Raw genomic sequence first — 13272 nt, 5'->3', positions numbered from 1 at the left:
GTAGGGGTCTCCCTATCTATTTTGGGAGGAATAGTTATATGAATGCTTATTTAGCAGAGTTTTTAGGTACGGCCATCCTTATACTTTTCGGTGGCGGCGTTTGTGCTAACGTTAATTTAAAACGTAGTGCTGGTAATAACGCTGACTGGATTGTTATCGCTACAGGATGGGGTCTAGCCGTTGCAATGGGTGCATTTGCAGTTGGTAAATTTTCAGGTGCACATTTAAATCCAGCAGTTTCAATTGCATTAGCCATGGATGGTGGATTTAGTTGGGCGCAAGTTCCAGGATATATCGTTTGCCAAATGCTTGGAGGTATCGTTGGTGGTGCCTTAGTATGGTTAATGTATTTACCACATTGGAAAGCAACAGAAGATCAAGCTACAAAATTAGGCGTGTTCTCAACAGCCCCTGCAATTAAAAATTATTTCGCAAACTTTTTAAGTGAGATTATTGGTACAACAGCTTTAACTTTAGGTATTTTATTCATCGGTGTAAATAAAATTGCTGATGGTTTAAATCCATTAATTGTCGGTGCTTTAATTATTGCAATCGGGTTAAGTTTAGGTGGTACAACAGGTTATGCAATTAACCCTGCCCGTGACTTAGGTCCTCGTATCGCGCATGCCATTTTACCAATTGCTGGTAAAGGCGGTTCAAACTGGTCATATGCGATTGTACCTGTACTAGGTCCTATTGCTGGAGGTATGCTAGGCGCAGTCATTTATGAAGTATTTTATAAACAAACATTTAATGTAAGTTGTGTAGTTGGTATTATTTTAGTTATCATTACATTAGTATTAGGTGTGATTTTAAATAGAACTTCTAAAAGTAATGATATTGAGTCAATCTATTAATCAACATAAGAAAATATCACAATTTTAGTGTTTGTTATTAAAAAATTGCATATAAATTAACATGATGTGTTGATATATGATATAAGTAATTATCATTAAAATACTTTAAATAATATTGAAGACATCAAAAGGAGTCAAATACCTATGGAAAAATACATTTTATCAATAGACCAAGGAACAACAAGTTCAAGAGCTATTCTATTCAATAAAGATGGCGAAATTAAAGGTGTAGCACAAAGAGAATTTAAACAACATTTCCCACAATCAGGATGGGTAGAGCATGATGCGAATGAAATTTGGACGTCAGTACTATCTGTGATGGCAGAGGTCATGAACGAACATAACATTAGAGCAGAACAAATCGAAGGTATTGGTATTACAAACCAACGTGAGACAACAGTTGTTTGGGATAAAAATACTGGTCGACCAATTTACCATGCAATTGTATGGCAATCTCGTCAAACGCAAAGTATTTGCCAAGAATTGAAAGACCAAGGTCATGAAGCATTGTTCCGTGACAAAACTGGTTTATTATTAGACCCATATTTTGCAGGAACAAAAGTCAAATGGATTTTAGATAATGTTGAAGGTGCACGTGAAAAAGCAGATAATGGCGATTTACTATTTGGTACAATTGATTCTTGGTTAGTATGGAAATTATCTGGTAAAGAAGCACATATCACAGACTATACAAACGCAAGTCGTACATTAATGTTCAATATCCATGACTTAAAATGGGATAAAGAATTATTAGATATTTTAGAAGTACCTGAAAGTATGCTACCTGAAGTGAAGCCATCAAGTGAAGTTTATGCACATACAGTTGATTATCATTTCTTTGGTCAAAATGTACCAATCGCAGGTATCGCTGGTGACCAACAAGCTGCCTTATTTGGTCAAGCATGTTTCGACAAAGGTGACGTGAAAAATACTTACGGTACTGGTGGATTCATGTTAATGAACACTGGTGAAGAAGCAGTTAAATCTGACAGCGGATTATTAACAACTATCGCATATGGTATTGATGGTAAAGTAAACTATGCTTTAGAAGGTTCTATCTTTGTTTCAGGTTCAGCTATTCAGTGGTTACGTGATGGATTAAGAATGATTAATTCAGCACCACAAACTGAAAACTATGCGACTAGAGTAGACTCAACTGAAGGTGTATACGTTGTACCAGCATTTGTTGGATTAGGAACACCTTACTGGGATTCTGAAGCTAGAGGCGCAATCTTTGGATTAACTCGTGGTACTGAAAAAGAACACTTCATTCGTGCAACATTAGAGTCACTATGCTATCAAACTCGCGATGTAATGGAAGCAATGTCAAAAGATTCAGGTATCGAAGTTCAAAACTTACGAGTTGATGGTGGCGCAGTTAAAAATAACTTTATCATGCAATTCCAAGCAGATATTGTTAATACACCTGTAGAAAGACCTGAAATTCAAGAAACAACTGCACTTGGTGCTGCATACTTAGCAGGTTTAGCAGTTGGATTCTGGGAAAGTAAAGATGACATTGCTAACAGATGGAAACTTGAAGAAGAATTCGAACCAAAAATGGAAGAAGAACAACGCACTAAGCTTTATAAAGGTTGGAAAAAAGCTGTAGAAGCTACACAAGTATTTAAATTAGAAGATTAGTCTTTAGCAAATCAATAAATTGTAAGCTCGAGATAGACTAGATTTTCTTATTTATGTTATACTTGAAACAAGTTAATAAGGAAATCGAGAAATGAGAGATTTATTCGTACAATTAAATGGTAATTGTGGGATAAGTCTCTCTTTTTTTATACTAAATAGGAGGCGTTGAATTATGGGTTTATCAACACTAAAAAGGGATCACATTAAGAGAAATTTAAAGAATGAAGAGTATGACGTTGTTATTATTGGTGGCGGAATTACAGGTGCAGGTATTGCATTAGATGCTAGTAACCGTGGCATGAAAGTTGCTTTAGTAGAAATGCAAGACTTCGCACAAGGAACAAGTTCACGTTCTACAAAATTAGTACATGGTGGTTTACGTTATTTAAAACAACTACAAGTAGGCGTTGTAGCTGAAACTGGTAAAGAACGTGCGATTGTATATGAAAATGGTCCACATGTAACAACACCAGAATGGATGTTATTACCTATGCATAAAGGTGGTACATTTGGTAAATTTACAACGGCCATTGGTTTAACAATGTATGATCGTTTAGCAGGTGTTAAAAAATCTGAACGTAAAAAAATGCTTTCTAAACAAGATACAATTAATAAAGAACCTTTAGTGAAACAAGATGGACTAAAAGGTGGCGGTTATTATGTTGAATACCGTACAGATGATGCAAGATTAACTATTGAAGTGATGAAAAAAGCAGCTGAAAAAGGTGCTGAAATCATTAACTATACAAAATCAGAACACTTTACTTATGATTCAAATAAAAAAGTAAACGGTATTGAAGTTGTAGATATGATTGATAATGAAACATATCCTATCAAAGCTAAGAAAGTAATCAATGCATCAGGACCTTGGGTAGATGAAGTAAGAAGCGGTGACTATGCACGTAATAACAAACAATTACGTTTAACAAAAGGTGTTCACGTTGTAATCGATCAATCTAAATTCCCATTACAACAAGCAGTTTACTTTGATACAGAAAAAGATGGTCGAATGATTTTTGCGATTCCTAGAGAAGGTAAAGCATATGTAGGTACAACTGATACATTCTATGATAATGAAAAAGCAACACCATTAACAACGCAAGAAGATAGAGATTATTTAATTGATGCGATTAATTACATGTTCCCAACAGTTGATGTAAAAGATGAAGACATCGAATCTACATGGGCTGGTGTACGTCCGTTAATTTTAGAAGAAGGAAAAGACCCTTCAGAAATCTCTCGTAAAGACGAAGTATGGGAAGGCGAATCAGGCTTATTAACAATCGCGGGTGGTAAATTAACAGGATACCGTCATATGGCATTAGAAATTGTTGATTTATTAGCTAAACGTCTTAAAAAAGAATATGGTTTAACATTCAAACCATGTGCGACTAAAGAATTGAAAATTTCTGGTGGTGACGTTGGTGGTAGTAAAAACTTTGACCACTTTGTTAAACAAAAAGTAGACGCTGCTAAAGGTTTTGGTATTGATGAAGATGTAGCATACCGTTTAGCAAGTAAATACGGTTCAAATGTTGATGATTTATTCAACATTGCTCAAACTGCGCAATATCATACTAGTCAATTACCATTAGAAATTTATGTAGAATTAATCTATGGTATCCAACAAGAAATGGTATTTAAACCAACTGACTTCCTTGTACGTAGATCAGGTAAATTATACTTTAATATTGATGATGTACTACAATATAAAGATGCAGTTATCGATGTATTAGCAGATATGCTTCAATATAGTGAAGGTCAAAAACAAGCCTATACTGATGAAGTAAATAAAGCGATTGATGAAGCACAATCTGGTAATAACCAACCAGCAGTTAAAGAATAATTTAAATCAATTTCAAACTACTAGCATTGAGTTTTATCTCAATGTTAGTAGTTTTTTTATATGAAATGTTATATTTGTCATACATGCTTATAAGACAAAAAATACATCTGAATGTGAATTGTTAACTAAATATGCATACAATTTGATTCCGATGTTATCAAAAGGTATATTGAATATAATATGTATGTTTATATTAATAAACATGATGAATGAAGATAAGAAGTTTTGGGGGTATATGCGTGAGTCAAAGTCAATTCAACATTACAGTCAAAGATGGAACAATGATTGAAGTGAAAATAGATAAAGCTAATAATGAAACGATTGGTATTGTCCATCTTTTTCATGGTATGGCTGAACATATGGATCGATATGATGAGTTAGTTAAAGCATTAAATTTACAAGGGTATGATGTACTTAGACATAATCATAGAGGTCACGGTAAAAATATAGATGAAAATGAAAGAGGCCACTTCAATGATATGACACAGGTTGTTGACGATGCATACGAAATAGTAGAAACCATTTATGATAGCCATTTTGAACTACCTTATATTGTGTTAGGTCATTCAATGGGGTCAATCATTGCAAGACTATTTGTAAAACAATACCCTCAATTTGCAAATGGTCTTATATTAACTGGTACAGGTATGTTTCCTAAATGGAAAGGTATCCCAACCATGGTTCTATTGAAATTAATCACAATGATTTTAGGTAAAAGACGTCGAGTTAAATGGGTTAACCGATTAATGAATAAATCCTTTACTAAAAAGATTGATCAACCTCAAACAGAAAGTGACTGGCTATCTACCAAAAGAGAAGAAGTGAACAAATTTATCGATGATGAATATTGTGGATTCAGAGTATCTAACCAACTGATTTATCAAACAGTTAAATATATGATGGACACTGCCAATGTTAAATCATTAAAGCAGATGAATCACAATCTACCTATACTATTAATTTCAGGCAAAGATGATCCCTTTGGAGAATATGGTAAAGGTGTTAAAAAACTAGGTAAGATTTATAAAAAAGCAGGAATCAAACACATAACTGTGCAATTATATAAAAATAAACGCCATGAAATATTATTTGAAGATGATTATTTAACAACTTGGCAACATATGTTTGAATGGATTAAAAAGCAAATATTAAAGAAAAATAAAGTGAGTGAATAAGATGAGTAATACAGATAAGCCATTTCTAATTGTAATTGTAGGACCAACGGCGTCTGGAAAAACAGAATTAAGCATAGAATTAGCAAAACGATGTAATGGAGAAATTATTAGTGGCGACTCTATGCAAGTATATAAACAAATGAATATTGGTACTGCTAAAGTTACAAAAGAAGGAATGGACGGTATTACCCATCATATGATTGATATATTGAATCCTGATGACACATTTTCTGCTTATGATTTCAAACAACGAGCAGAAAAGTGTATCAATGATATTAGAGATAGAGGTAAGACACCTATTGTTGCTGGTGGAACTGGATTATATATTCAATCTTTACTTTATAATTATCAATTTGAAGATGAAACCGTTTCAGAAGAAAAAATGAAAGAGGTTAAATCTAAATTAAATGAATTAGCAAAATTAAATAATAATGAATTACATGAATATCTTAATTCATTTGATCCTGAATCAGCCGACAATATACACCCTAATAACAGAAAAAGAGTATTGAGAGCGATAGAATATTATTTAAAAACAAAAAAACTTTTAAGTTATCGCAAGAAAGTTCAACAATTCACTGAAAATTATGATACATTATTAGTAGGGATTGAAATGTCGCGTGAAACATTATATGAAAAAATAAATAAACGTGTTGATATTATGTTGAGCCACGGATTATTTAATGAAGTGCAACACTTAGTTGAACAAGGCTATGAGTCAAGTCAAAGTATGCAAGCAATTGGGTATAAGGAATTAATACCTGTTGTGAAAGGGAATATGGATTTACAGTCAGCTATTGATAAGTTAAAACAGAATTCGCGAAAGTATGCGAAACGTCAATTGACTTGGTTTAAGAATAAAATGAACGTTCACTGGTTAGATAGAGAAAATATGTCACTTCAAATGATGTTAGATGAGATTACACCCCAAATAAATAAAAGGAGTACTGAACATGATTGCAAATGAAAACATCCAAGATCAAGCACTAGAGAACTTTAAATCAGAAAAAACAGAAGTCACTGTGTTCTTTCTAAATGGTTTCCAAATGAAAGGAACAATTGAAGATTTCGACAGCCAAGTGATTCGTTTAGTTTCACAAGGAAAACAACATCTGATTTACAAACATGCGATCAGCACTTTCATGATTGATGATGAAAACGAATCAGCATCAGAAACATCTGAAGAATAAGACATAATTGAAGTGCAGTAAAGCACAAATCATAAATGAACGTAGTAATAGTTACATAGAAGAGAAATAATGGATTTATTGCTTCTAATTAGTGCTTTATCGTATTAAAGATTGTAATTCAAAAAAGCTTCATTTAAAGTAAGCATTCGCGTATATCAATTCGCTATTGCAGATCACTTTAAATGAAGCTTTTTAATATTAAAAAATGAGAAGTTTATGTTTGATATTTTAAAGAAGTTTTTCAATTTCATTTTCTAATTGTGCCGGTTTCTTCTGAGGAGAAAAACGTTTAACTACATTACCGTCACGATCAATTAAAAACTTAGTGAAGTTCCACTTAATTTTTTCATTAAACATCCCTTGTTGTGCATCAGTAAGGAAGCGGAATAACGGATGTTGATGTTCTCCTTTAACATCAATTTTTTGATGGATAGGGAATGTTACACCGTAATTTAATTTACAGTTTTGAGCAGCTTCTTCACCCGATCCAGGTTCTTGACCACCAAATTGATTACAAGGGAAGCCTAAAATAATAAATTTTTGATCTTTATATTTTTCATAAAGCTTTTGTAACCCTTCAAATTGTGGTGTGAAACCACATTCACTTGCAGTATTTACGATTAACATCACATAATCTTTATAATCTTCTAACTTATATGTTTCTCCTGTATTCTTTTCTACAACGAAGTCATATATATTTTCCATAAGATCACCCTTTCGAATTAATTACAATTTAACATAATATTGACGAATAGTCTTTATATTGGCACTATGATAAAATATTTAAGAACTAAATTAAAAGGGAGATGTATATCATGGCACAGCTATCAACACATGATACAAAGAAAAAATTAGAAACGGCTGTACTAATCGGTGTACATGCTCAAAACGATAATGAATTTAATTTTGAATCGACAATGGAAGAATTAGAAGCGCTATCAGAAACATGCCAATTAAATGTTAAAGGTCAAATCACTCAAAACCGTGAACAAGTTGATCACAAATACTATGTTGGTAAAGGTAAAATTGAAGAAATTCAAGCTTTTATAGAATGCCATGATATAGATGTCGTTGTGACTAATGATGAATTAACGACAGCTCAATCTAAAACATTAAATGGCAATTTGGGCATAAAAATTATCGATAGAACACAGTTAATCCTTGAAATTTTTGCTTTAAGAGCAAAAAGTAGAGAAGGTAAGCTACAAGTAGAATTAGCACAATTAGACTATTTATTACCACGATTACAAGGACATGGTCGTAGTTTATCAAGACTTGGTGGTGGCATTGGTACACGTGGTCCAGGTGAGACGAAGCTTGAAATGGATCGTCGACATATCCGTACAAGAATGAATGAAATCAAGCATCAATTACAAACAGTTGTTGAGCATAGAGATAGATACCGAAGTAAACGAGAACAGAATCAAGTCTTTCAAATAGCATTAGTAGGATACACTAATGCTGGTAAATCATCATGGTTTAATGTGTTAGCTAATGAAACAACATATGAACAGAATCAATTGTTTGCAACATTAGATCCTAAAACACGCCAAATACAAATCAATGAGGGATTTAATTTAATCATTTCAGATACAGTTGGATTTATTCAAAAATTACCTACAACGCTAGTAGCTGCATTTAAATCAACTTTAGAAGAAGCTAAAGGAGCAGATTTACTCTTACATGTGGTTGACGCAAGTCACCCAGAGTATCGCTCTCAATATGATACTGTCAATCAACTTATTAAGCAGCTAGATATGGATCAAATTCCTCAATCAGTGATTTTTAATAAAAAGGATCAATGTCCAAGTAATATGGACCTACCAGTTTCTGAACAACCTTATGTATTTGTTTCAAGTAGAGATGAATCAGATAAGGATAAAGTGAAAAATTTATTAATCAATCAAATTAAGCGTAGTTTAACGTATTACGAAGAGACAGTACCGAGTTCGGATGCAGACCGACTCTATTTCTTAAAACAACATACACTCGTCAGTGAACTCAATTTCAATGAAAAAGACGAGTCTTATGAAATTAAAGGATATAAAAAAATATAAAAAGGAAGTTAGCAAGATGACAGATATGAGAAGTCTTATTGAAGATGTAGAATCTACATTGACACCGTACTTTAAAGATATTGAACGCATTGCTTTGATTAATCAAGAAAAGGTATTAGATGCGTTTCATGCAGTTAAAGCTACAGAAAGTGATTTATTAGGAACAACTGGCTATGGATATGATGATTTTGGACGTGATCATTTAGAAGAAATTTATGCAAGAACATTTAAAGCAGAAGATGCCATTGTAAGACCTCAAATTATTTCTGGAACACATGCCATTACCTTGGCTTTACAAAGTAATTTGAAATACGGTGATGAATTATTGTATATCACGGGTAGTCCATACGATACATTATTAGAAGTTATCGGAGTAAACGGCAATGGTATTGAGAGTTTAAAGGAACATGGTGTTACATATAATGAAGTAGCATTAGCAGAGGGTAAAATTGATATACCTAACGTTCTAAATGCAATTAATGATCGAACTAAAGTCGTTGCTATCCAACGTTCCAAAGGTTATGATCAACGACCTTCAATACCTGTTGATGAAATTAAAGAAGCGATTTCGGCAATTAAAGCACAATATCCGAATGTCATTATCTTTGTCGATAATTGTTATGGAGAATTTGTTGAAGAACAAGAACCTACAGAAGTTGGCGCTGATATAATTGCAGGTTCACTCATTAAAAATCCTGGTGGTGGATTAGCTAAAATAGGTGGCTATATCGCTGGTAATAAGGATTTAATTGAGCGTTGTGGTTATAGATTAACCGCACCAGGTATAGGTAAAGAAGCAGGCGCATCTTTAAATTCATTACAAGAAATGTATCAAGGATTTTTCCTAGCACCTCACGTCGTCAGTCAAAGTTTAAAGGGCGCTTTATTCACGAGTCTGTTACTTGAAAAATTAAATATGACTACAACACCTAAGTATAACGTTAAACGTACAGACCTAATCCAAACTGTGACATTTGAAACAAAAGAACAAATGATATCATTTTGTCAAAGTATCCAACATGCATCGCCAATCAATGCACATTTTAGCCCAGAGCCGAGTTATATGCCAGGTTATGAAGATGATGTTATTATGGCTGCGGGTACTTTCATTCAAGGTTCCTCAATTGAATTGTCTGCTGATGGCCCTATACGTGAACCGTATGAAGCATATGTTCAGGGTGGTTTAACATATGAACATGTTAAATTAGCTGTTACACGTGCAGTCACTCAATTAAAAGAACAAGGACTTGTTTAATTTGATATTGGGAGTGGGACAGAAATCATAAAGAACCACTAATCATTGATGATGTAGTGGTTCTTACGCATTAGCCACAGCTAATGTGTACTTTAAAATAGGAATACATGAGTGAAACTCATTCATAAGAAATACTAATTTTTAAAGAAAAAGTATTTCTTTAGCGTTGTCCCACCCTGTTTCAGCTTGTTTTATCAGAAAATTTTAAAATTTATTCAGGAATTTTGTGAATGTTGTTACGTGGTGGTATTTCAATGCTTCTAAAATGCAGTCATATCAATGGGTTTACTTATCATGTCAGAAAACCTAACATATTTTTGTAATCTGAGCTAAACTATGCTAAATTAAGTACAAGTTCAAAAGTGGAGGAGATGTTAGCGATGTCTAATGATTCTATTAGAAGAAACATGGCTGTATTCTCCATGAGTGTAGTCAGTAAATTAACAGAATTAAGTCCAAGACAAATTCGTTATTACGAGACACATGAACTTGTTAAACCGGAAAGAACTGAGGGAAATAAGAGATTATTTTCGCTGAATGATTTGGAAAGATTATTAGAAATTAAATCTTTAATTGAAAAAGGCTTTAACATTAAAGGTATTAAACAAATTATTCATAAACAAGAGAATCACTTATCATCAGACGAACATGAAACTAGAAAGAAAATGATTGTAGATGCAACTCAAAAACCATATGGTGAAACATTGCCGATAAATCGAGGAGACTTATCCCGATTTATAAAATAAAATTTGGAGGATTTCAAGTATGCCAAAACGTAGTTTTACAAAAGACGATATTCGTAAGTTTGCTGAAGAAGAAAATGTGAGATATTTAAGATTACAATTCACTGATATTTTAGGAACAATTAAAAACGTTGAAGTACCAGTAAGTCAATTAGAAAAAGTATTAGATAACGAAATGATGTTTGACGGATCATCCATCGAAGGTTTCGTACGTATTGAAGAATCAGATATGTACTTACACCCTGACTTAGATACTTGGGTTATCTTCCCATGGACAGCTGGTCAAGGAAAAGTTGCACGTTTAATCTGTGATGTATTCAAAACAGATGGTACACCATTCGAAGGTGACCCTCGTGCCAACTTAAAACGCATCTTAAAAGAAATGGAAGATTTAGGTTTCACAGACTTCAACTTAGGGCCTGAACCAGAATTCTTCTTATTCAAGTTAGATGACAAAGGTGAACCTACATTAGAATTAAATGATGATGGTGGTTACTTCGACTTAGCACCTACGGATTTAGGTGAAAACTGCCGTCGTGACATCGTTCTTGAATTAGAGGACATGGGCTTTGATATTGAAGCAAGTCACCATGAAGTTGCGCCAGGTCAACACGAAATTGACTTTAAATATGCAGATGCAGTAACAGCATGTGATAACATCCAAACATTCAAATTGGTAGTTAAAACAATCGCTCGTAAACATAACTTGCATGCAACATTTATGCCAAAACCATTATTTGGTGTGAACGGAAGCGGAATGCACTTCAACGTATCATTATTTAAAGGTAAAGAAAATGCATTCTATGATCCAAATGGCGACATGGAATTAACTGAAACAGCGTACCAATTCACTGCAGGTATTCTTAAAAATGCACGTGGATTCACTGCAGTATGTAACCCATTAGTAAACTCTTATAAACGTTTAGTACCAGGTTACGAAGCGCCATGTTATATTGCATGGAGTGGTAAAAACCGTTCACCATTAGTACGTGTACCTTCATCAAGAGGTTTATCTACTCGTATTGAAGTACGTTCAGTTGACCCAGCAGCTAACCCTTACATGGCATTAGCAGCAATCTTAGAAGCAGGATTAGACGGTATCAAAAACAAATTAGAAGTTCCTAAACCAGTAAACCAAAACATCTATGAAATGAATCGTGAAGAACGTGAAGCTGTTGGTATCCAAGATTTACCATCAACTTTATACACTGCGTTAAAAGCAATGCGTGAAAATCCAACAATCAAAAAAGCGTTAGGTAATCATATCTATAACCAATTCATCAATTCAAAATCAATTGAATGGGATTATTACAGAACTCAAGTTTCTGAATGGGAACGCGAGCAATATATGAAACAATACTAAAACGCTAAACAACATTGGGGAATGTCGTTATATCAAGGGCTAGAGCAATTTTGCTTTAGCTCTTTTTTGTTTGAAAATGGGCAACTTTGAACATTGAGATGAGTACTTTTTTATCGACTGGGCAACTTTTGGGCAACTGAATTCAAAAAATGTTGCGTATATATGTCTCAAAGTTTTCTTTTGCGTTATCATTCATTTCTTTAGTGACATGACTATAGACTTCACTATTGATTGTATCTTTTATTGATATTTATTTTTTTACTGTTTCTGTCATATTAGAGATTGCTTTATTTCAAAAGAATTGTCACTTACTTTATTTTTTACTACGTTTCTAGATAATAATCTAATCATTTCTTTTGCGTAAATTTTACTCTTCTTAAAACATTTATTTTCTGTCTCAATTGCAGCTTTTTTAGCTTCTTTTATTGTTCTGAATCGAGATTTACAAATGATTTTTTTACCAAGATTATCTACATAATAAATTCTAAAGTGATAATATTTGTCTCTTTTTTGGAAAGATGCCATATTATGCACTCCTCCTTAATGTATATAAAAGGGCAGGAGACCTGCCCAATAGAATCTATTTATATAGATGACCAATTGCGTATTGTGCTTCGGAAGGAGTGAATTGTTCTCCATATTCTGATATTAGTTGGTCATAAATTTCATTCGTAGACAGATTCATATGTTTAACGTATGACTTTGCAGTTTCTAATGCATTAGAATTATAATCTGCTTTTAAATGATCAATAGCATATTGTGCAGCTTCTGGATTGAATTTGTCACCATATTCAGAAGTTAATTGTTTATAGATACCTTTTTTAGATAGGTGCATATGGGTTGAATATACTTCAGCAGAGTTAAGCGCAGCTTTTTCTTCACGTGTATTACTAATATTATCTTGATTATTTGCTGTTTCTGAATTGGTTAAGTCATTTTTGCTTTCATTTTTTGTTTTTGTATTAGATTGGTTAACTGAAATGTCAGTAGATTCATCGTTAGTTTTTACTGTTTCTTTGTTTTTTGAATGATTCTTATCATCATTTTCTTTAAAATTTTCATTGCTTTTTTTCTGCTCATTATGTGTTTTATTTTGCTTAACTGTTTGCTTGTTTTCTTGTGAATTTTCTTCTGAAAACATT

Annotated in this window: 13 protein-coding genes; 10 read left to right on the top strand and 3 right to left on the bottom strand. The window is 33.1% G+C overall.

All coding sequences use genetic code 11. From position 1 onward, the window contains the following. Positions 1-38: 38 nt before the first annotated feature. The 6 genes from JX000_RS07225 to hfq all read left to right on the top strand — a co-directional run bounded on the left by JX000_RS07225 (position 39) and on the right by hfq (position 6712). A complete protein-coding gene (locus tag JX000_RS07225; RefSeq protein WP_002451260.1) occupies positions 39-857 on the top strand; it encodes an MIP/aquaporin family protein in 819 nt (272 codons plus the stop codon). A 144-nt stretch (positions 858-1001) separates the two neighbouring features. Then, entirely contained in the window at positions 1002-2501 is a 1500-nt protein-coding gene (gene glpK / locus JX000_RS07220) for a glycerol kinase GlpK (RefSeq protein WP_049425252.1), read from the top strand. 172 nt (positions 2502-2673) lie between these two features. Further along, complete coding sequence (locus JX000_RS07215; protein WP_002451262.1) at positions 2674-4347, top strand: glycerol-3-phosphate dehydrogenase/oxidase; 1674 nt, start codon at positions 2674-2676, stop codon at positions 4345-4347. A gap of 239 nt (positions 4348-4586) precedes the next feature. After that, the gene (locus JX000_RS07210; protein WP_049425253.1) at positions 4587-5522 is read left to right on the top strand and encodes an alpha/beta hydrolase; all 936 of its coding nucleotides are present in this window, start codon (positions 4587-4589) and stop codon (positions 5520-5522) included. Between the two features lies 1 nt (position 5523). Next, entirely contained in the window at positions 5524-6489 is a 966-nt protein-coding gene (miaA, locus tag JX000_RS07205; RefSeq protein ID WP_206140561.1) for a tRNA (adenosine(37)-N6)-dimethylallyltransferase MiaA, read from the top strand. Beyond that, positions 6476-6712: an RNA chaperone Hfq gene (gene hfq / locus JX000_RS07200; RefSeq protein WP_002451265.1), complete on the top strand. Its 237-nt coding sequence runs from the start codon at positions 6476-6478 to the stop codon at positions 6710-6712. The genes miaA and hfq overlap by 14 nt, the downstream gene beginning before the upstream one ends. A gap of 228 nt (positions 6713-6940) precedes the next feature. Here the strand turns inward: hfq and JX000_RS07195 are convergent, their stop codons facing one another. Continuing rightward, complete coding sequence (locus JX000_RS07195) at positions 6941-7417, bottom strand: glutathione peroxidase (RefSeq protein ID WP_002451266.1); 477 nt, start codon at positions 7415-7417, stop codon at positions 6941-6943. A gap of 110 nt (positions 7418-7527) precedes the next feature. Here JX000_RS07195 and hflX point away from each other — a divergent pair, with 110 nt between their 5' ends. The 4 genes from hflX to glnA all read left to right on the top strand — a co-directional run bounded on the left by hflX (position 7528) and on the right by glnA (position 12130). Continuing rightward, positions 7528-8769, top strand: a complete 1242-nt coding sequence (gene hflX / locus JX000_RS07190) for a GTPase HflX (protein ID WP_049425255.1) — start codon at positions 7528-7530, stop codon at positions 8767-8769. 16 nt (positions 8770-8785) lie between these two features. Beyond that, entirely contained in the window at positions 8786-10024 is a 1239-nt protein-coding gene (locus tag JX000_RS07185) for a methionine gamma-lyase family protein (RefSeq protein ID WP_206140560.1), read from the top strand. A gap of 380 nt (positions 10025-10404) precedes the next feature. Then, positions 10405-10770, top strand: a complete 366-nt coding sequence (locus JX000_RS07180) for a MerR family transcriptional regulator (protein WP_002451269.1) — start codon at positions 10405-10407, stop codon at positions 10768-10770. A gap of 19 nt (positions 10771-10789) precedes the next feature. Further along, positions 10790-12130 (top strand): type I glutamate--ammonia ligase, encoded by a 1341-nt coding sequence (gene glnA / locus JX000_RS07175; protein ID WP_002451270.1) that lies wholly within the window; start codon positions 10790-10792, stop codon positions 12128-12130. Positions 12131-12400: 270 nt separating this feature from the next. On the opposite strand, the gene JX000_RS07170 is transcribed toward glnA, so the two are convergent. Together JX000_RS07170 and JX000_RS07165 are read right to left on the bottom strand one after the other, a co-directional pair. After that, the gene (locus JX000_RS07170; RefSeq protein ID WP_206140559.1) at positions 12401-12655 is read right to left on the bottom strand and encodes an Arm DNA-binding domain-containing protein; all 255 of its coding nucleotides are present in this window, start codon (positions 12653-12655) and stop codon (positions 12401-12403) included. 55 nt (positions 12656-12710) lie between these two features. Beyond that, positions 12711-13271: an Ltp family lipoprotein gene (locus JX000_RS07165; protein WP_239682508.1), complete on the bottom strand. Its 561-nt coding sequence runs from the start codon at positions 13269-13271 to the stop codon at positions 12711-12713. Position 13272 lies beyond the last annotated feature (1 nt).

This window comes from Staphylococcus sp. SB1-57 (assembly GCF_017086425.1).
GTDB lineage: Bacteria > Bacillota > Bacilli > Staphylococcales > Staphylococcaceae > Staphylococcus > Staphylococcus warneri_A.
This window is presented reverse-complemented; position numbering and strand designations above follow the sequence as displayed.

Bases quoted from the DNA above. Each gene is read 5' to 3' on its own strand.
- JX000_RS07225 (WP_002451260.1), top strand. From the start codon at position 39: ATGAATGCTTATTTAGCAGAGTTTTTAGGTACGGCCATCCTTATACTT.
- glpK (WP_049425252.1), top strand. From the start codon at position 1,002: ATGGAAAAATACATTTTATCAATAGACCAAGGAACAACAAGTTCAAGA.
- JX000_RS07215 (WP_002451262.1), top strand. From the start codon at position 2,674: ATGGGTTTATCAACACTAAAAAGGGATCACATTAAGAGAAATTTAAAG.
- miaA (WP_206140561.1), top strand. From the start codon at position 5,524: ATGAGTAATACAGATAAGCCATTTCTAATTGTAATTGTAGGACCAACG.
- hfq (WP_002451265.1), top strand. From the start codon at position 6,476: ATGATTGCAAATGAAAACATCCAAGATCAAGCACTAGAGAACTTTAAA.
- JX000_RS07195 (WP_002451266.1), bottom strand. From the start codon at position 7,417: ATGGAAAATATATATGACTTCGTTGTAGAAAAGAATACAGGAGAAACA.
- hflX (WP_049425255.1), top strand. From the start codon at position 7,528: ATGGCACAGCTATCAACACATGATACAAAGAAAAAATTAGAAACGGCT.
- JX000_RS07185 (WP_206140560.1), top strand. From the start codon at position 8,786: ATGACAGATATGAGAAGTCTTATTGAAGATGTAGAATCTACATTGACA.
- JX000_RS07180 (WP_002451269.1), top strand. From the start codon at position 10,405: ATGTCTAATGATTCTATTAGAAGAAACATGGCTGTATTCTCCATGAGT.
- glnA (WP_002451270.1), top strand. From the start codon at position 10,790: ATGCCAAAACGTAGTTTTACAAAAGACGATATTCGTAAGTTTGCTGAA.
- JX000_RS07170 (WP_206140559.1), bottom strand. From the start codon at position 12,655: ATGGCATCTTTCCAAAAAAGAGACAAATATTATCACTTTAGAATTTAT.
- JX000_RS07165 (WP_239682508.1), bottom strand. From the start codon at position 13,271: ATGTTTTCAGAAGAAAATTCACAAGAAAACAAGCAAACAGTTAAGCAA.